Below are 18,672 nucleotides of genomic sequence, written 5' to 3' on the forward strand. Positions count from 1 at the left end.
TACAATAGGGCCAGCTTTTTTTGCCTGAATTTGTCCATCCCACGCGGTCCGGCCGCGCATCGTTGAGATCCCCCATGCATTCACCCGTCATGGCAATGGCCTTCAGCCTGTTTGTGCTGTGTTTCATCACCTGCACGATCAGCGGCATCGTGCTGTTCTTCTTCAAGACCCAGCAGGTCAATGCGGCCCTCAAGCACCCCTATCTGCAGCATCGGCCGTTCAAGCAATTCCCGCTGGCGATCCAGGCCGCGATCATGCTCGATTATTTCTTCCGCCTGATGTTTCCCGGCACGCGCATGTGGTTGATCGGCAATGCCAACGACCTGCTTGCCCACGTCGATCCCAAGAAGGTTCCGCTGTCCCTGAAGTGGCCGATCGTCGGCTTCTGGGGTTCGTGCTGGCTGGGCCTGATCGCCATGATCGTCTTGTGGATCATGCTGTTCCTCGGAGCCTGAACGCATGCAGATCAGATTTGAAGACTATCCCGGCAGCATCGACGCCGCGCGCTTTCTGATCGCCGCGCGCCAGGCCGGCGTGGCCGGCCCCCGCCTGCCTGCGGAATGCCGGCCGCAGTCCCTGGGCCAGGCCTTCGCCGTGCAGCAGCGCACCGCTGAACTGCTGCGCGAAACGCGCCAGGACACCATCGCGGCCTGGAAAAGCGCCCTACCCTCGCCCGAAAAAACCGTCGTGGCGCCCATCTATGCCTCGGGCACGGCTGACGCCGCGGCCGGGCCGGTCGCCACCCGCGATACCGTCGTGCGCATCGAACCCGAAATCGCGTTCGAAATCGCCCGCGACCTGCCGCCGCGCGACACGCCCTACACCGAAGCCGAGATCGACGCCGCCGTGGGCGGCGCCCGCCTGGCGCTCGAAGTCCTGGGCTGCCGCTACGCCGCCCCCGAACATGCAAGCCTGCCCGAGCTGCTGGCGGACCACATGTTCAACCAAGGCCTCGTCCTGGGCCCGCGGATTTCATCGCCCGACGCAGCCCCCGGCTGCATGACGATCACGTTGACGGTAGATGGCGTTGAAGTCGAGCAGCACGCGGGCATCCACCCGAACGACCGCCCCAAGGCCGGCCTGTACTGGCTGGCCAATTTCCTGCGCGAGCAAGGCCTGGGGCTGACGGCCGGCCAGCACGTCATCACCGGCTCATACGCGGGCTTTCTGGACGTGCCCGCCAATCAAGACATCGAACTGGCGTACGGCGATCTGGGCGTGCTGAAGGTGCGCTTCGGCGGCTAAGGCCGCACAGGCAGCCCATCTTCAGGCCGCCTCACTTTCAGGCGAGCCCACCTTCAGGCGGCCCCACCTTCAGGCAGCGCCGCCGTTTTCCCCCAACCGCCAATTACTTCGGCGCAGGCTCGGCGATGCTGATCGGCTCGCCGGCCGCCTCAATGATTTCGCCGGCCGCCAGGCACAGGTCCTCGCGGTACCGCCCCGCCACCACCTGCACGCCCACCGGACTCGGGCCCGCGCTGCTCATGGCGCTGCCCATCGCCACGGACAGTCCCGGCAAGCCCATGAACGGCAGACCGATCTGGGTCATCTGCGCGCGCCACACGCGCGCATAGGCCGCGTCGCCTTGCAGATCCAGGTTGTCGGGAAATGGCAGTTCGGCCGACACCGGCAAAAGCAGCACCGGATACTCGGCAAAGAACATCTCCCACAAACGCGTGAGCGTGGCGCGACGCGTCAGCACGGCCGAAAAGGTCGTCAGATCCGCGCCCGCCGCCTTGTCGCGTTGCCCGGCCAGCGCCACCAACGCGCCCGGGTCGCCTTCTTTTTCCGCAGCCGCCAGCATGGCGTCGTAGCCGTCGGCCATCCACATGCGGATCTGCAGGTCGGCGGCCTCCTGCATCGGCGGCAGCGCTTCCAGCGTATCGACCGTCCAACCCGCCTCGCTCAGCCGCCGCGCCGCTTCCTGCAACGCCTTCACCACTGCGGGATCGGTATCCATGCCTTCCGGGTTCAGACACAGCGCAGCGCGCCGCGGCGCCTCCGGGCCGGTCAGCGGCGCCGGCACCCACCACGGATCGCGCGGATCCGGCGCAGCCAGCGCGGCCAGACCCAGCCGCACATCGGCAATCGTGCGGCCCAGCGGTCCCGACACGGCGGTGATCTGCCCGCCAATCGAACGCTCCGGCAGCGAGGCGTTGTAGGCCGCCACCCTGCCAAGCGACGGACGCAAGCCATGTACGCCGCACGCATAAGCGGGGTAACGGATCGACCCGGCGATGTCGGTGCCATGCGCCAGATGCCCAATGCCTGCCGCCACGGCAGACGCGGCGCCGCCCGACGAACCGCCGGGCGTCAGCGCCGGATTCCGCGGATTGCGCGTGTCGCCATGCAACACGTTGCCGGTAAACCAGCGCAGGGAAAACGCCGGCGTGTTCGTGCGGCCCACAATCACCGCGCCGGCCCGCCGCAAGTTGTCGACGACCGGACTGTTCCGTTCGGCAATCAGGTCTTTCTGCAATCGCACGCCGTTGGTCGTGGCAAAGCCCGCCTGATCCACGTTGACCTTCACGGTCACGGGCACGCCGGCCAAGAGGCCGGGATCTTCTCCGCGCGCGATTGCCGCGTCCACCTCGGCCGCCTGCGCCAGCACGTCTTCCGGCCGATGATCCACCACCGCGTTGATCGCGGGATTGACGGCATCAAGCCGCTGCAGCGCGCTTTGCGCGGCCTGCACGGCGGACACTTCACGCTTGCGGACAAGGGCGGCAAGCTCAACTGCGGACAAACGCCAAAGATCGGACACGCGCAACTCCTGAGGTCGTGGGTTTTCCTGCGGGCCAGCAAACCTTAGCGCCAGTCGCGCCGCGCGACAAGCCTCGGTTTGCCGCTAATTGCTCTCTTCAAAGACCTCGACAATCGCGTCGGCCACGGCCCGCACGCGCGCGGTGCGGTTCAGGTCGCCATGCATCACCAGCCACAGGTCATACGCCTCGGCGCGCGCTGGCCAGATGCGCACCAGGTCCGGATGGTCAGGCGCCATGTGCGTGGGCAACTCGCCGATGCCAAGACCCGCCACGACCGCGTCGATGATCATCAACCCCGAATTCACCTCGACACCGATGCGGCCATTGCGCGTGGGTTCGCCGCAAAGGGAATCCGACCAGCCCGGCAGCACGGCTTGCTGATAGGCGATCAAGGTGTGCCCCGCGAACGCGGTGCCGGGCTTGGGCTCGCCGTGCGCGTCCAGGTACGCGCGCGACGCATACAGGCCGACCTCCTTGCGCGCCAAGTGGCGATGGATCAGATCGGGGTTGTCGGGCTTGATGTTGCGGATGGCCAGATCGGCCTCACGGCGCGTCAGATTGCTGATCTGGATGCCGGTCGTCAGCACCACGCGAATGTCAGGGTGTTCGGCGTGGACCCGCTTGATGGCCTCCATCACGAAATAACGGGCGACCGTCTCCGAGGCTGCCACGCGAACCACCCCCGACAGCCGGTGATCCAGCCCCTGCATCTGGCGCTGCAGCTGGTCCGCGGCCTGCTCCATGCGTTCGGCGGCCGCAAACGCAAGCTCGCCCGCCGAAGTCGGGACGTAGCCACCGGGCGTGCGCAAGAACAGGCGCGCATCCAGCGACGCCTCCAGCGCGGCTAGGCGCCGTCCAGCGGTGGCCTGGTCGATCTGCAGCACCGCCGCCGCCCCGCGCAGCGTTCCCACACGGTAGATGGCCAGAAATATTCTCGCGTTGTCCCAATCCATTTGACGTCCGTGATGCACTTTTGCATGACTATAAAGCAGTAATACGGCTTTTTTGCATCACAACAAGCGCCTAAGCTTTGCACCTCCCGCACCCCGCCCCCTCGAAAAGAGTCCCATCATGTCATCCGCCTGCCGCCCCATCGCCGCCCAAGACGCGCTGCCCGTCGCTGCCACGGGATGGGTGCCGCTTGTCACCCTGGCCATCGGATTCGTCATGGCCATGCTCGACGTAACCGTGGTCAATGTGGCGATTCCCAGCATCGCGCTCCAGTTCGCCGTCCCGCTGACCGACCTGGTGTGGATCGTCGACGGCTACACGTTGACGTTCGCCGCCCTGCTGCTGGTCGCCGGCGCGCTGGCCGACCGCTACGGCGCCAAGACCCTCTACCTTGCCGGCTTGGGGGTGTTCACCGCCGCGTCACTGCTCTGCGGCCTGGCGCCAAACGCCGACACCCTGATCGCGGCCCGCATGCTGCAAGGCGTCGGCGCGGCGCTTTTCATGCCCAGCTCGCTCAGCCTGCTCACGCACGCCTATGACGACGAAAGCGTCCGCAACCGCATGCTGGCCGCCTGGTCCGCCATCGTGGCGGTCGCTGGCGCATCGGGACCGTTGCTGGGCGGCGCGCTGATCCACCAATTTGGATGGCGCGGCATCTTCCTCATCAACATCCCGCTGGGTCTGGCAGGCCTGTGGCTCGCCCGCCGCCGCATCGCGTCCGCGCCACGTCGCGCCCGCGCGCTCAACCCCTTGAGCCACGTGCTCGGCGTCGTGGCGCTGTCCAGTCTGTGCTTCGTGCTGATCCAGGGCAACGCCTATGGCTGGACCTCCCCGGCCATCGCAGCGACGATGCTTCTGGGCCTGGCCGCCGCCGCGCTTCTGGTGCACCGCGAACGGCAGCACGCCGAACCCATTCTCCCGCGGACGCTCTTCGCCACCCCGCAATTCTCCGCGGCCAACGCGGTGGGGTTTCTCATCAACCTCGCGTCGTATGGCCAACTGTTCTTGCTCAGCCTGTTCCTGCAGCATGCACGCGGCGCCGATGCGTTGCAGACGGGCATCGAGCTGGTGCCGATGCTGGCGGTATTCTCCATCGGCAACCTCATCTCGGGGCGCGTGTCGGCGCGGTGGAACGTGTCGGCATCGCTGTTGGGCGGCGTCTCGCTCGCGGCCGCAATGAGCGCCGTCGGCATCGCCGCGTTCACTCCCGGCGTCGCGTACTGGCCATTTGCCATCGTCGTCGCACTGGCCAACCTGGGCGTAGGGATCGCCGTGCCGGCGATGACCAGCATCGTCATGCAGGTATCCGGCCGCCAGCACGCCAACAGCGCGGCCGCCGCCCTGAATGCCAATCGCCAATCCGGCGCGCTGGTCGGCGTCGCGGTGATGGGCACCCTTCTGCATCTGCTGCCAGACTGGCACGCCACGTTGCCTGCCGCCTACGGCGTCATCACCGCCAGCTATTGCATCACGGTTGTGCTCGCATGGCGCTATCTGCGCCGCGCCCGCAACGCCTGAGCCGGCATGTAAGCATCGTCAACCAGCGGGCGGGATTTCCACGCCGCGGCCGGCATAGAACCTGTCGAAGACGGCCAGCGGCAGCACCACGTCCGCCTGCGAGCCCGGCTCGCCCGACGGGTTATGAAACGTCACGGCGTCGGGCGTGGCGCGCGTCACCAGCACCAGATGCCCGCCCTTTTTCGGCGGCTGCACAGCGGGCCAGCGAATCGACGGATGTACCGAGGCGATGAAGTAATCTGCCCGCGTCATCAGCTCAGGCAGGCCTGACGCCGGCAAGCCCACGCGCACCTGCGCACGCATGCCAAACACGTCTGCGACGTATTGCACGAACGGTGCGTAGATCAGGCCCCTGATGCTTCCGTCCGGTTCCTCGACGTACGCCCCGTAGGACAAGCTGCGCCGCGCCAGCTCCAGGGTCGGATAGGCGTGGCCGGTGCGCGCCGCAAGCACCATCTTCAGACACGCCATCCCGCACACATGACTGGCCCAACGTACGTACTCGTCCAGATCCCGCGCCCCGGAATTGCGCCACGCGGGGTCGTCAGCCAGCGCCAGTTCCCCGCGGATGACCTCGCCCGCCCGATGCGCGGATTCCCATTGGCAGAAATACGGAACGGTCGCGCGCGCAGGCGTTGGACGCATGCAAGCCTCCTGGCGATTTTCGAAAAGCCCTATCTTGCCGCCGCTCGGCTTGCATGGCAACGGCATCGGCTTTGCTTCACAATGAAGCAAACCCAACAACGGAGACCTGCATGTCCAGCCTTGCTTCGTCCAGCTCTGCTTCGTCCAGCTCTGCTTCGTCCAGCTCTGCTTCGTCCAGCTCTGCTTCGTCCAGCTCTGCTTCGTCAAACCCGCCGTCGTCGCCGTCTGGCTTGCACGGCTCCACTTCCTCCACCGCCACCCCCATCCGCCGCGTCGCCATCGTCGGCGCCGGCACGATCGGCGCCAGTTGGGCGGCGCTTTTTCTCGCGCACGGACTTGAAGTCGTGGTCAGCGATCCCAGCCCGCATGCCGAGGCCCAAACCATCGCCCGCGTGCAGGCGGCTTGGCCGGTCCTGGCCGAACTTGGCCACGTGCGCTCCGGCGCCACCGCCGACGCGCTACGCTTCGAATCCGATCTCGAAAAGGCGTTGACCGGCGTGGATTTCGTGCAAGAAAACGCGCCCGAACGCGAAGACTTCAAGACGGACCTGTTTGCCCGCATCGACGCCGTCCTACCCCCGCACGTCATCGTCGCATCGAGCTCATCGGGCCTCATCATGAGCCGGCTGCAATCGCGCTGCCGCCATCCCGAACGGTTCGTGATCGGCCACCCCTTCAATCCGCCACACCTCATCCCGCTGGTCGAAGTCGTCGGCGGCGACCAGACGTCCGCCGACACCATGGACCGCGCCATCGACTTCTATCGCAGCATGGGCAAACACCCCATCCGCCTGAACAAGGAAGTCCCCGGCCACATCGCCAACCGCCTGCAAGCCGCCCTGTGGCGCGAGGCCATCCACCTTGCCGCCGAAAACGTCGCCAGCGTCGCGGACATCGACGCCGCGGTATCGCAAGGCCCCGGCTTGCGCTGGGCGCTCTTCGGCCCGCACATGACGTTTAACCTGGGCGGCGGCGAAGGCGGTCTGGCGCATTTCATGCACCACCTCTTGGGCCCGGTGCAAACTTGGTGGGACGACCTAGGCGCACCCGAGGTCACGCCATCGTTGCAGCAACGCCTGATCGAAGGCGTCAACGCCGAGGCCGGCCACCGCAACATCGCCGACCTCGTCGAAACCCGCGACGCGCAACTCACCGCGCTGATCAAGGTGCTGCACCGGTAAAGGCCTCAGCATTGAGCCGGAGCTGCGCGCCGTCGGCGCTAATATCTGGGAACCCGTCATCGTTATGGCCATCCGCCATCGCCCGCCGATCCCCGGGGCCGCACCCGGCGAACCGACTCCGGGCGCGGCTTTTTGACGGCGTCTTGTATACGATGGCAAGCGCCCGGCGCCACGAAGGCAGATTTCCGAGTCGGCAACCCAGGGCGCGGGCTCGAAACTTGCTCGCTGAACTGAAGTCCGTCCTTTCCCGGTTTACAGAGCGGTGTTCACCGTTCTGCCCACGAGAGGAGTTTGAAACGCGTTCGAAGCGAAGCGGGGCTGCCCTGTGTGACTCGCACGCGGTGTGCACGGTTTATGCCCGGCGCGATCCTCAATTAGCGCGTTGTTTGTGAATGCGGCGCGGGCCTCAGTAACGCCCGCTCCACCGCCACCCAAGGAGTTTGTTGAATGATTTCCGTAATACACGACACCGACCGCTCCCGCTTCACCGCCACCGTCGACGGCGTGCTGTGCGTGCTGGACTATCAACTGCAAAACGGCGCCATGGCAATCACGCACACGGGCGTACCCAGCGCGGTCGGCGGCCGCGGCATCGCCGCCGAACTGACCCAGCAAGCCCTGCTCACGGCTCGCGATAACGGCTGGAAGGTCAAACCCTATTGTTCCTACGCCGACGCCTACATCAGACGCCATCCCGAATACGCCGACCTGCTGGCCTGACGCGATCTCCCGATCCGTTCTCCGCCTTTACCTGCGAGTCCCGTTCGCCCGACCTGGCTCTAATGCGCAGCGCCCTCCGCCTGCGCCATATCTTGGCTGCAGTCGCAGCGGCGCTCGGTTTGGCAGGTTTGCCTGTCGTCCCGCCGAGTTGCCGTAATTTGTTGCGGTGATCAGGCACGAGCTCTTGTCGCGCGATTGCGTTGCCTCGATCGGCGCCCCGATCCGTGGCTTCGATCCGTTGCCTCGATCCGCTGCCTGGGCCCGTTGTCTCGATCTCTTGCCTCGACTTGCGGGCCAGATCCATTGCCTCGATCCGTTGCGTCGACTCGCTGCCTTGGTCCGTCGCATCGACTCGCTGCCTCGATCCGTTGCCTCGATCCGTTGCCTCGACTCGCTGCCTCGATCCGTTGCCTCGACTCGCTGCCTCGATCCGTTGCCTCGGTCCGTCGCCTCGATTGCTTGCCTCGATTTGATGCCCTGTCTAGCGGCCATATCAATCGCCTCAGCCTCTCGCGGCCCAGGTGAAGCGACCCCTTGTTTTTTGTTCTGCCGTATCGTCAGAAGCCTAGATCTGACGAATCGAGCGGGCTTCCGGCCTCGCTTCCAAATTGGTTTTATCTGCCGGTCGCCTCGATCCGTTATGCTGACCGCTTGAACACTTCTGATTCTCTGATCCGCGTCCGGATCCAATTGCCCCAAGCCGTGCCAAAGCAACCAAGCCCCTCCAATCCCTCCTGCCCCTGCGGCAGCTCCCGTAGCTACGCCGAGTGCTGCGGCCGCTGGCACGACGGCCCGCAGGCGCTGCAAGCCCCTACGGCCGAAGCCCTCATGCGCTCACGATACAGCGCCTTTGTGCTGGACAACCTGCCTTATCTGTTGGCAACGTGGCACCCGCGCACGCGCCCTGCGTCACTCGAGCCCAACCCGCCCGGCCTGAAATGGCTGGGCTTGCAAATCAAGGCCGCGGCAGATCAGGACGCAGAACACGCAACCGTCGAGTTCGTGGCCAGAAGCCGCCTTGATGGCCGCGCCAGCCGCATGCACGAGACCAGCCGCTTCCTGCGAGAAAACGGACAGTGGTTCTACCTAGACGGCGACGTACGCTGAAGGGAAACCTCCAGCCACGATCGCGGCCGTGATTGACGCCGCGATGAGGCAGCAAGAAGATCACGATTGACGCCGTATTTAAAGCCGCGAAGTTGTCGCGATTGACGCCGTGTTTGACGCCGCAATATTGCCGCGACTTACGTCGTGTTTGAGGCCGCAATGGTGCCGCAATTGACGCCGTGGTTGGCGCCGCAATGTTGCCGCGACTGACGCCGTGTTTGGCGCCGCAATGTTGCCGCGACTGCCGCCGAGTTTGAGGCCGCGATGTTGCCGCGAGTATCGCAGTATGTGAGGCCGCGATCGGGTCTAGGATTGGGAACACGACTGTGGCCATGATGGTGCCCGTGACTGTCGCCGTGACTGCTACCACGACCGCTGCCGCGACTGTATCCATGACTGCCGCCGTTACCGCCATCATGACTGTCGCTTGTGCTGCGGCCGTCACCACGGCGTAGATTTGACGCTACACCGCGCGGCCTCTCCCGCTTAGCCCGACCAGCCAAAACGTCCCTGCTACGTCACCGGCTGCTTCATCTCCCCACCAATCGCCTGCTTCAGCGCACCCACCAGATCCTGGCCAACGCAGCCGAGGGCGCGCGCGTCTCCCACGATCGCGAGCTCGGTCGGCGGCACATCGGCAAATCCGTCCGCGGCGCCCAGTTCGACATGCGTATCAAGGCGCGCCGAAGCCGGCAACAGACTGACGCCCAACCCCGCTGCCACGGCCGCCTGCACGCCAGCCAGACTGTGGCTGTGGTAGGCGACATGCCACGGCCGCCCGGCGCTCTCCAGCGCATAGATCATCCGTTTGCGATAGACGCATCCCTGCGGAAATAGAACCAGCGGAACGACGGCCGCCGCTTGATTTCGCGCTTGTCCGCCCACCCACACCAGCCGTTCCGGCCACGCCGCAAGGCAAGGCCCTTCACCCGGATCCCGCTTGACCAGCGCCAGATCGAACTCGCCGGCCGCCAGCCCCGCCCGAAGATCCGTGCTCATGCCGCTCAAGGTTTCCAGCCGTACCTGCGCATGCCGCGCCGCAAACTCCGCCAACAGCACCGTCAGCCGCGTCACATCGAAGTCCTCGGGCACGCCCAATCGAATCACGCGAGCGCTTCTCGGCGCGGACAGGACATGCTCGGCCTCCCCCGCAATCGCAAGCAAGCGCCGCGCGTAGGCCAACATGACTTCACCGTCCTCAGTCGCAGACACATCGCCGCCGGCGCGGTCGCGCAGCAGCAAGGTCTTGCCCACGCTCTGTTCAAGCTTTCGCACCTGCTGGCTAACCGTCGACTGCGTGCGATGAACACGTCCGGCCGCCCGCGTGAAACTGCCTTCGTCCACGACGCAAACCAGCGTCTTCAATAGTTCAAGATCGAGCATTGGCTTTGAATGATTGATGTTGACGTGCCGCTCACGAGCGAATTGGATCGCTTCCAAGTCTCCCCGCCCTGACCCGCTCAGCTAGCCCGGACCGCTTTCGCCTCTATGGTTGACAACAGAAGCAGGCCGGACGCCGGGCGCTCGTACGTCCGTAGGTCGCTCGGGCCTCCCGCGTCGTGTGCGCACTTGCACGCGTACCGCTCACACGCTGGATGGGGCGGCCACTCTCCTTAAGCTAGCCCGCTTGTACCCTGGCCGCGCTTGTTAAGCATACTGCAGCTCATCGGAATATCAACTAAGGAAAGCGCATTAATTAATTTTGCAACTCACTTAAGCGGGCCTTACGCTGAAGCTCCGAACTCTGTCCGAGCACCGACATGCCTTTTAACCAAGCTCCCCGCCCGCAATGGCTGACCTTCGACTGCTACGGCACGCTCATTCAATGGGACGAAGGCTTGCACGCCGCAGTGGAAAAGATCCTAGCGGGCCGCGAGGCCGCAATGAACCGGCCGACCGCTGCGCAGTTCCTGCATATATACGATGGGCACGAGCACCACCTTGAACAGACGCCGCCCTACCGCAACTTCGCCGAGGTCACCCGCGAATCGTTACGCCTCACCATGGCGCATTTCGGCCTTGAGTACCAGCCCGAAGACGCGGAGACACTCACGGGCAGCATTTCCCGCATGCCGCCATTCCCGGAAGTCGTCGACACACTCGGCAGGCTCAAACAAGCCGGATTTAGCCTGTGCATCATCTCCAACACCGATGACAACATCATCGCGGGCAACGTGGCCCAAATGGGTGGCCATATCGACCGCGTCATTTCAGCTGAACAGGCCCGCGCGTACAAACCCTCACCCGCCATCTTCGCCCATGCTCATCAAAAGCTTGGCGTCACCCCGGCAGACGTCGTGCATATCTGCGCCAGCCCGCATCTGGATCTCGCTGCAGCACGCGACATTGGCTTTCGCTGCATCTGGATCGACCGCGGCACCGGCCGCCAACCCTTGCCTGACTATCGGCCTGACGCTACCGTAGCAACTCTGGATCGCGTGCTGGACGTTTTCAGCAAAGCCGGCTGGCTCTGATCCCCAACCCATCCCTTGAAGGTTGTCATGAACCAGGAACCCGGTTTTGCCAACGCACTCTTCCATGCAGATCCCGTTACCGCTCTACGCACGGACCTGGCGCTGGCCCTACGTGCGGCCGCAGCCCACGGACTTGGCGAAGGCGTCTGCAATCATTTCAGCGTGACATTGCCGGGCGATCCCGATCATTTCCTTCTGAACCCACGTGGCCTCATGTGGAACGAGGTGCAGGCGGACGACATCGTGCTGGTCGACGCGCACGGCAAAAAGCTTGCCGGCCGCCACGAAGTCGAGCCCACCGCCATGTTCATCCACGCCGCCATCCACCGCATCGCCGGCAAGGCCTGCGTGCTGCACACCCACATGCCCTACGCCACGGCACTCACGCTGACCACGGATCGCGGCTTGGACACCACCCTGTCCCAAAACGCCATGCGCTTTCACGGCCGCCTCGCCATCGACGGCGCCTATAACGGACTGGCGTTGGACGTGTCCGAAGGCGAGCGCATCGCGCACGCCATGCAAGGCGCGGACATCGTTTTCCTCGGCAACCACGGCGTCGTTGTCTGCGGCGAACGTCTCGACTACGCCTACGACGATCTCTTCTTCCTCGAGCGGGCCTGTACCGCCCAGGTCTTGGCGCAATCCACCGGCCGTCCCCTGGTTCCCGTCAACGCCGACCTCGCCGCCAAGGTGGCGGCCCAGATTCAAAGCGAACGCCTGCAATCCGAGCTATTTTTCGCAGCGCTGCGTCGCCAGCTACCGTAGTCAGAAGAACATCCGACTCAAACAGCAGAGCATCCGATCGAGCCAAAAACAAAACCCCCTCGCGGCGCCAGCCGCGAGGGGGTTTTTAATAAATTCCGTCGCCGTATTCCTTTGCAGCATTCCTGATACCCGCATTTCCGATGCTGGAATCCCAATGCAGTATTCCCGACGCCACAAAGACAAAACCCCGCAGGGGATACCTGCGGGGTTTTGAGCAATAAAAGCCTGACGATGACCTACTTTCACAGACGTCCGTCCACTATCATCGGCGCAAAGGCGTTTCACTGTCCTGTTCGGGATGGGAAGGAGTGGGACCACCTTGCTATGGTCGTCAGGCGTAACTGGTTGAGCAGTTGCGGGTTAGGCAACAGCTCCAATCTTGGAAGAAGCGCAACGCGTGGCGATCAGAGCCTGGGGCTCGATGATCAGCGCACGGTGGGGTGTAATTGTGTTGGCTGGCTGCTGACGGTGCAGCCAGTATTTTGTATTGAACGACACTTGGAACGCTATATCACCAGGTCAATAACCATCAGTGTTATAGGATCAAGCCTCACGGGCAATTAGTATCGGTTAGCTTAACGCATTACTGCGCTTCCACACCCGACCTATCAACGTCCTGGTCTCGAACGACCCTTCAGGGGGATCAAGTCCCCGGGATACCTAATCTTCAGACGAGTTTCCCGCTTAGATGCCTTCAGCGGTTATCTCTTCCGTACTTAGCTACCCGGCAATGCCATTGGCATGACAACCGGTACACCAGAGGTACGTCCACTCCGGTCCTCTCGTACTAGGAGCAGGCTCCGTCAAGTATCCAACGCCCACGGCAGATAGGGACCAAACTGTCTCACGACGTTTTAAACCCAGCTCACGTACCTCTTTAAATGGCGAACAGCCATACCCTTGGGACCGGCTACAGCCCCAGGATGAGATGAGCCGACATCGAGGTGCCAAACACCGCCGTCGATATGAACTCTTGGGCGGTATCAGCCTGTTATCCCCAGAGTACCTTTTATCCGTTGAGCGATGGCCCTTCCATTCAGAACCACCGGATCACTATGTCCTGCTTTCGCACCTGTTCGACTTGTCAGTCTCACAGTCAAGCACGCTTATGCCATTGCACTATCAGCACGATTTCCGACCGTACCTAGCGTACCTTCGAACTCCTCCGTTACACTTTGGGAGGAGACCGCCCCAGTCAAACTGCCCACCATGCACTGTCCCCGATCCGGATAACGGACCAAGGTTAGAACCGCAAACAAACCAGGGTGGTATTTCAAGGATGGCTCCACGTGATCTAGCGACCACGCTTCAAAGCCTCCCACCTATCCTACACAGGCCGGTTCACAGTCCAATGCAAAGCTACAGTAAAGGTTCATGGGGTCTTTCCGTCTAGCCGCGGGTAGATTGCATCATCACAAACACTTCAACTTCGCTGAGTCTCAGGAGGAGACAGTGTGGCCATCGTTACGCCATTCGTGCAGGTCGGAACTTACCCGACAAGGAATTTCGCTACCTTAGGACCGTTATAGTTACGGCCGCCGTTTACCGGGGCTTCGATCAAGAGCTTGCACCCCATCACTTAACCTTCCGGCACCGGGCAGGCGTCACACCCTATACGTCGACTTTCGTCTTTGCAGAGTGCTGTGTTTTTAATAAACAGTCGCAGCCACCGATTCTCTGCGACCCCATCATGCTAAGCGCGCAGGCGCTTCACACTACCGGGGTATACCTTCTCCCGAAGTTACGGTATCAATTTGCCGAGTTCCTTCTCCTGAGTTCTCTCAAGCGCCTTGGAATATTCATCCCGTCCACCTGTGTCGGTTTGCGGTACGGTCTCGTACAGCTGAAGCTTAGAGGCTTTTCTTGGAACCACTTCCGATCACTTCGCAAGCAATGCTCGCTCGTGCCACACCCTTGATTTACGCGCCCGGATTTGCCTAAGCGCCATCTTCGATGCAGCAACAGGGACATCCAACACCCTGATGATTTTCCGCGATCCGTCCCCCCATCGCACTGTACGACGGTGCTGGAATATTAACCAGCTTCCCATCAGCTACGCATCTCTGCCTCGCCTTAGGGGCCGACTCACCCTGCGCCGATGAACGTTGCGCAGGAAACCTTGGACTTACGGCGAGGGGGCTTTTCACCCCCTTTATCGCTACTCATGTCAGCATTCGCACTTCTGATACCTCCAGCAGCCTTTACAAGCCACCTTCGCAGGCTTACAGAACGCTCTCCTACCGCGTGCACTAAAAGTGCACACCCGCAGCTTCGGTTTATCGCTTAGCCCCGTTACATCTTCCGCGCAGGACGACTCGATCAGTGAGCTATTACGCTTTCTTTAAAGGATGGCTGCTTCTAAGCCAACCTCCTGACTGTCTATGCCTTCCCACTTCGTTTCCCACTTAGCGATAATTCGGGACCTTAGCTGGCGGTCTGGGTTGTTTCCCTCTTGAGTCCGGACGTTAGCACCCGGTGCTCTGTCTCCCAAGCTGTACTTGCGGGTATTCGGAGTTTGCCATAGTTTGGTAAGTCGCCATGACCCCCTAGCTATAACAGTGCTCTACCCCCCGCAGTAATACTTGAGGCACTACCTAAATAGTTTTCGGAGAGAACCAGCTATTTCCAGATTTGTTTAGCCTTTCACCCCTATCCACAGCTCATCCCCTAATTTTTCAACATTAGTGGGTTCGGTCCTCCAGCACGTGTTACCGTGCCTTCAACCTGGCCATGGATAGATCATCTGGTTTCGGGTCTACACCCAGCGACTAAATCGCCCTATTCGGACTCGCTTTCGCTACGGCTTCCCTATTCGGTTAACCTTGCCACTGAATGTAAGTCGCTGACCCATTATACAAAAGGTACGCAGTCACCCCACAAGGAGGCTCCTACTGTTTGTATGCATACGGTTTCAGGATCTATTTCACTCCCCTTCCGGGGTTCTTTTCGCCTTTCCCTCACGGTACTGGTTCACTATCGGTCGATCACGAGTATTTAGCCTTGGAGGATGGTCCCCCCATCTTCAAACAGGATTTCACGTGTCCCGCCCTACTTGTCTTACGCTTAGTTCCACACACAGAATTTCGTCTACAGGGCTATCACCTGCTACGGCCGGACTTTCCATTCCGTTCGACTATCCTGCGCGCTAAAACGTAAAGGCTCATCCGATTTCGCTCGCCACTACTTTCGGAATCTCGGTTGATTTCTTTTCCTCGAGCTACTGAGATGTTTCAGTTCACCCGGTTCGCTTCCACTAGCCTATGTATTCAGCTAGGGATACTGCATTGCTGCAGTGGGTTTCCCCATTCGGACATCTGCGGATCAAAGCTTGTTTGCCAGCTCCCCGCAGCTTTTCGCAGGCTACTACGTCCTTCATCGCCTGTGATCGCCAAGGCATCCACCATATGCACTTAGTCGCTTGATCCTATAACGCTGTAGGCTATAGGACCTGAGTATTAGCGTTTGTGCCGTTCATAAGTTTCAAAGCAGTCTGAGGCTTATCACCTCAGTCTTGAGAACTTGGAACAAAAAATAATGCAATCACAACCCGTGCCCATCTTCATCAGCAACGCTGATTACTTGATGAACACATTTTCGTTGTGCTTCTTCCAGATTGTTAAAGAACAAATGTAGCTGTTGGGTAAAACCCAACTGATAGCGCTGCAAGCAGCGCTATCAGTTAGTTTCTACGCTGCGCCAAACCTTGACGCCAGCTACAACAAACAACCGATAAGAGTGGACGCTTAACACGAGCACGTAAGCTCTGAAAGGAGGTGATCCAGCCGCACCTTCCGATACGGCTACCTTGTTACGACTTCACCCCAGTCATGAATCCTACCGTGGTAATCGCCCTCCTTACGGTTAGGCTAACTACTTCTGGTAAAACCCACTCCCATGGTGTGACGGGCGGTGTGTACAAGACCCGGGAACGTATTCACCGCGACATGCTGATCCGCGATTACTAGCGATTCCGACTTCACGCAGTCGAGTTGCAGACTGCGATCCGGACTACGATCGGGTTTCTGGGATTGGCTCCCCCTCGCGGGTTGGCGACCCTCTGTCCCGACCATTGTATGACGTGTGAAGCCCTACCCATAAGGGCCATGAGGACTTGACGTCATCCCCACCTTCCTCCGGTTTGTCACCGGCAGTCTCATTAGAGTGCCCTTTCGTAGCAACTAATGACAAGGGTTGCGCTCGTTGCGGGACTTAACCCAACATCTCACGACACGAGCTGACGACAGCCATGCAGCACCTGTGTTCCGGTTCTCTTGCGAGCACTACCAAATCTCTTCGGCATTCCAGACATGTCAAGGGTAGGTAAGGTTTTTCGCGTTGCATCGAATTAATCCACATCATCCACCGCTTGTGCGGGTCCCCGTCAATTCCTTTGAGTTTTAATCTTGCGACCGTACTCCCCAGGCGGTCAACTTCACGCGTTAGCTGCGCTACCAAGGCCCGAAGGCCCCAACAGCTAGTTGACATCGTTTAGGGCGTGGACTACCAGGGTATCTAATCCTGTTTGCTCCCCACGCTTTCGTGCATGAGCGTCAGTGTTATCCCAGGAGGCTGCCTTCGCCATCGGTGTTCCTCCGCATATCTACGCATTTCACTGCTACACGCGGAATTCCACCTCCCTCTGACACACTCTAGCTCGGTAGTTAAAAATGCAGTTCCAAAGTTAAGCTCTGGGATTTCACATCTTTCTTTCCGAACCGCCTGCGCACGCTTTACGCCCAGTAATTCCGATTAACGCTTGCACCCTACGTATTACCGCGGCTGCTGGCACGTAGTTAGCCGGTGCTTATTCTGCAGGTACCGTCAGTTTCCCGGGGTATTAACCCGGAACGTTTCTTTCCTGCCAAAAGTGCTTTACAACCCGAAGGCCTTCATCGCACACGCGGGATGGCTGGATCAGGGTTTCCCCCATTGTCCAAAATTCCCCACTGCTGCCTCCCGTAGGAGTCTGGGCCGTGTCTCAGTCCCAGTGTGGCTGGTCGTCCTCTCAAACCAGCTACGGATCGTCGCCTTGGTGAGCCGTTACCCCACCAACTAGCTAATCCGATATCGGCCGCTCTAATAGTGCAAGGTCTTGCGATCCCCTGCTTTCCCCCGTAGGGCGTATGCGGTATTAGCTACGCTTTCGCGTAGTTATCCCCCGCTACTAGGCACGTTCCGATACATTACTCACCCGTTCGCCACTCGCCACCAGACCGAAGTCCGTGCTGCCGTTCGACTTGCATGTGTAAGGCATCCCGCTAGCGTTCAATCTGAGCCAGGATCAAACTCTTCAGTTTAATCTCTGTATTTGTTTCGTATTCTTGGTCTGAATAAATTCAAACCAGGTCATACGTCGCTACTCAAAGGAAGTGAGGTATGTTCTTAAACTTGACGTCTAAGGTACTTCACTTCTAGTGAGCACTTGATTTCTTGTGCTTGCGATAAGGCCGAAACCCAATCGCTGCACTCGCATCAAGCGCCCACACTTATCGGTTGTTTAGTTGTTAAAGAGCGGTACTGCTAAATTCTGTACTACTGGTTTCTGCCCTCAACTTTGGCCAACTTCGCTTTCGCATCGTCGCTGTCGTTGCAGCAGAGAAACGAGATTATGAAGAAGTTTTTATCGCTTGTCAAGTCAGCTTCGCTTTTTGCTTTACGCCGTTGCGTCACTTACTTGCGGCGACCTCTTCAGGTCTCGCCAGGACTTTCGTCCTGCCCTAGCAGTTATTGAAACGTCAGGGTAAACCCTAATTTTTCAGTAACTGCCAAGCCCAAAACTATAGCACAATTTTTGCAGATCTTGCAACTGGCTCCTGCCTGATTTGCGTCGATCCTTGCAATAACCGCTTGGCGCTCATTACTGATTGCCGTTGCGGCAGGTGAGATTGGGTTGCCCCGTCACCTGTTGCACTTGCTTGGCTTCGCGTCTCAAAACTGTCTGAGCTGCGAAGGAGCGAGACTATAGCACAGAATTTTGGGCTGTCATGCCAGTGTCGCAAATTTTTGGTGTGTCGTCGGTGGCGAGGCCCGCCGACCACGGGTAACGCGATTCGCTGTCTCTCTCTATATATACAGCGAACCAGTGCGAAGCCCGTGGGTGGTAGGCGGCGGACGCGGCGGGCGGGACCACTTACCAGCGCAGGTGATGATTGTTGCGCAACCGTGCGAGATCGCGGCTCGGGGCGACTTCGTTCACCAGCCATTGGGGCGCGCCCACGTCATTGAGCAGGTGGGTATCCATGTCTTGTGCGAGGTTGCGCATACGCCGCTCGTTGCGGCGAGCACAGTACGCGTTCCACAGGCGGGTCATGAAACTGCGGTCTGGCGCCTGGGCGCTTTCCAGCACGGCGACCGGTTCGGCGTTGGCCAGTTTGGCTTTGGGGGGTGCACCGGCCAAGGTGACAGGCGGCATGAAAGGCTGAGCGGTCATCACGGGCTCCTTTTGCTTATCCGTTTTGGTAAGCGTAGTCGCCCAATTTCCGCCTGAAAATCGAATTGTTTTGGCATGATCGGTAAGCTAATATGACCAGTCGAATTCCAGCC

Annotated in this window: 14 protein-coding genes and 3 rRNA genes; 8 read left to right on the top strand and 9 right to left on the bottom strand. The window is 60.8% G+C overall.

Annotated features, from left to right (window positions below; all coding sequences use genetic code 11):
• Positions 1-74 precede the first annotated feature (74 nt).
• Both H4P35_RS19545 and H4P35_RS19550 read left to right on the top strand, forming a co-directional pair.
• A complete protein-coding gene (locus H4P35_RS19545) occupies positions 75-455 on the top strand; it encodes a hypothetical protein (RefSeq protein WP_180100684.1) in 381 nt (126 codons plus the stop codon).
• A gap of 4 nt (positions 456-459) precedes the next feature.
• Positions 460-1,245, top strand: a complete 786-nt coding sequence (locus tag H4P35_RS19550; protein ID WP_180100685.1) for a 2-keto-4-pentenoate hydratase — start codon at positions 460-462, stop codon at positions 1,243-1,245.
• Between the two features lie 103 nt (positions 1,246-1,348).
• Here H4P35_RS19550 and H4P35_RS19555 read toward each other — a convergent pair whose 3' ends face one another.
• Positions 1,349-2,764, bottom strand: coding sequence for an amidase family protein (locus H4P35_RS19555; RefSeq protein WP_226846621.1), 1,416 nt, complete (start codon positions 2,762-2,764; stop codon positions 1,349-1,351).
• 84 nt (positions 2,765-2,848) lie between these two features.
• Positions 2,849-3,718, bottom strand: coding sequence for a LysR family transcriptional regulator (locus H4P35_RS19560; protein ID WP_056322801.1), 870 nt, complete (start codon positions 3,716-3,718; stop codon positions 2,849-2,851).
• Positions 3,719-3,836: 118 nt separating this feature from the next.
• Here H4P35_RS19560 and H4P35_RS19565 point away from each other — a divergent pair, with 118 nt between their 5' ends.
• Positions 3,837-5,234 carry an MFS transporter gene (locus H4P35_RS19565; RefSeq protein WP_226846622.1) on the top strand — a complete coding sequence of 466 codons (1,398 nt, stop codon included), beginning with the start codon at positions 3,837-3,839 and terminating at the stop codon, positions 5,232-5,234.
• A gap of 18 nt (positions 5,235-5,252) precedes the next feature.
• On the opposite strand, the gene H4P35_RS19570 is transcribed toward H4P35_RS19565, so the two are convergent.
• Together H4P35_RS19570 and H4P35_RS19575 are read right to left on the bottom strand one after the other, a co-directional pair.
• Positions 5,253-5,879, bottom strand: a complete 627-nt coding sequence (locus H4P35_RS19570) for a hypothetical protein (protein ID WP_226846623.1) — start codon at positions 5,877-5,879, stop codon at positions 5,253-5,255.
• 76 nt (positions 5,880-5,955) lie between these two features.
• Positions 5,956-6,132 (bottom strand): pentapeptide repeat-containing protein, encoded by a 177-nt coding sequence (locus H4P35_RS19575; protein ID WP_226846624.1) that lies wholly within the window; start codon positions 6,130-6,132, stop codon positions 5,956-5,958.
• Between H4P35_RS19575 and H4P35_RS19580 the strand changes: the two genes are divergently transcribed.
• The 3 genes from H4P35_RS19580 to H4P35_RS19590 all read left to right on the top strand — a co-directional run bounded on the left by H4P35_RS19580 (position 6,110) and on the right by H4P35_RS19590 (position 8,887).
• The gene (locus H4P35_RS19580) at positions 6,110-7,060 is read left to right on the top strand and encodes a 3-hydroxyacyl-CoA dehydrogenase NAD-binding domain-containing protein (RefSeq protein ID WP_226846625.1); all 951 of its coding nucleotides are present in this window, start codon (positions 6,110-6,112) and stop codon (positions 7,058-7,060) included. The two genes, H4P35_RS19575 and H4P35_RS19580, sit on opposite strands and share 23 nt — an antisense overlap.
• Positions 7,061-7,507: 447 nt before the next feature.
• A complete protein-coding gene (locus H4P35_RS19585; RefSeq protein WP_062842280.1) occupies positions 7,508-7,780 on the top strand; it encodes a GNAT family N-acetyltransferase in 273 nt (90 codons plus the stop codon).
• 702 nt (positions 7,781-8,482) lie between these two features.
• A complete protein-coding gene (locus tag H4P35_RS19590; protein ID WP_226849501.1) occupies positions 8,483-8,887 on the top strand; it encodes a YchJ family protein in 405 nt (134 codons plus the stop codon).
• 513 nt (positions 8,888-9,400) lie between these two features.
• Here the strand turns inward: H4P35_RS19590 and H4P35_RS19595 are convergent.
• A complete protein-coding gene (locus H4P35_RS19595; RefSeq protein ID WP_226849502.1) occupies positions 9,401-10,270 on the bottom strand; it encodes a LysR substrate-binding domain-containing protein in 870 nt (289 codons plus the stop codon).
• A gap of 377 nt (positions 10,271-10,647) precedes the next feature.
• Here H4P35_RS19595 and H4P35_RS19600 point away from each other — a divergent pair, with 377 nt between their 5' ends.
• The gene (locus H4P35_RS19600; protein ID WP_226846626.1) at positions 10,648-11,361 is read left to right on the top strand and encodes a haloacid dehalogenase type II; all 714 of its coding nucleotides are present in this window, start codon (positions 10,648-10,650) and stop codon (positions 11,359-11,361) included.
• 27 nt (positions 11,362-11,388) lie between these two features.
• On the top strand, positions 11,389-12,129 hold the full coding sequence (locus tag H4P35_RS19605; RefSeq protein WP_226846627.1) for an aldolase: 741 nt from the start codon (positions 11,389-11,391) through the stop codon (positions 12,127-12,129).
• Positions 12,130-12,352: 223 nt separating this feature from the next.
• Here the strand turns inward: H4P35_RS19605 and rrf are convergent.
• The 4 genes from rrf to H4P35_RS19625 all read right to left on the bottom strand — a co-directional run bounded on the left by rrf (position 12,353) and on the right by H4P35_RS19625 (position 18,559).
• A 5S ribosomal RNA gene (gene rrf / locus H4P35_RS19610) occupies positions 12,353-12,465 on the bottom strand.
• Positions 12,466-12,668: 203 nt separating this feature from the next.
• Positions 12,669-15,553: ribosomal RNA gene (locus H4P35_RS19615) — 23S ribosomal RNA — on the bottom strand.
• Positions 15,554-15,895: 342 nt separating this feature from the next.
• Positions 15,896-17,426: ribosomal RNA gene (locus H4P35_RS19620) — 16S ribosomal RNA — on the bottom strand.
• Together the 16S, 23S and 5S rRNA genes form the textbook arrangement of a ribosomal RNA operon.
• 833 nt (positions 17,427-18,259) lie before the next feature.
• Positions 18,260-18,559, bottom strand: coding sequence for a hypothetical protein (locus H4P35_RS19625; RefSeq protein WP_226846628.1), 300 nt, complete (start codon positions 18,557-18,559; stop codon positions 18,260-18,262).
• Positions 18,560-18,672: the final 113 nt, after the last annotated feature.

This window comes from Achromobacter sp. 77, from assembly GCF_020541125.1.
In the GTDB taxonomy this organism is placed as follows: Bacteria; Pseudomonadota; Gammaproteobacteria; order Burkholderiales; family Burkholderiaceae_B; genus Achromobacter; species Achromobacter mucicolens.

Bases quoted from the DNA above. Each gene is read 5' to 3' on its own strand.
- H4P35_RS19545 (WP_180100684.1), top strand. From the start codon at position 75: ATGCATTCACCCGTCATGGCAATGGCCTTCAGCCTGTTTGTGCTGTGT.
- H4P35_RS19550 (WP_180100685.1), top strand. From the start codon at position 460: ATGCAGATCAGATTTGAAGACTATCCCGGCAGCATCGACGCCGCGCGC.
- H4P35_RS19560 (WP_056322801.1), bottom strand. From the start codon at position 3,718: ATGGATTGGGACAACGCGAGAATATTTCTGGCCATCTACCGTGTGGGA.
- H4P35_RS19565 (WP_226846622.1), top strand. From the start codon at position 3,837: ATGTCATCCGCCTGCCGCCCCATCGCCGCCCAAGACGCGCTGCCCGTC.
- H4P35_RS19570 (WP_226846623.1), bottom strand. From the start codon at position 5,879: ATGCGTCCAACGCCTGCGCGCGCGACCGTTCCGTATTTCTGCCAATGG.
- H4P35_RS19585 (WP_062842280.1), top strand. From the start codon at position 7,508: ATGATTTCCGTAATACACGACACCGACCGCTCCCGCTTCACCGCCACC.
- H4P35_RS19595 (WP_226849502.1), bottom strand. From the start codon at position 10,270: ATGCTCGATCTTGAACTATTGAAGACGCTGGTTTGCGTCGTGGACGAA.
- H4P35_RS19600 (WP_226846626.1), top strand. From the start codon at position 10,648: ATGCCTTTTAACCAAGCTCCCCGCCCGCAATGGCTGACCTTCGACTGC.
- H4P35_RS19605 (WP_226846627.1), top strand. From the start codon at position 11,389: ATGAACCAGGAACCCGGTTTTGCCAACGCACTCTTCCATGCAGATCCC.
- H4P35_RS19625 (WP_226846628.1), bottom strand. From the start codon at position 18,559: ATGACCGCTCAGCCTTTCATGCCGCCTGTCACCTTGGCCGGTGCACCC.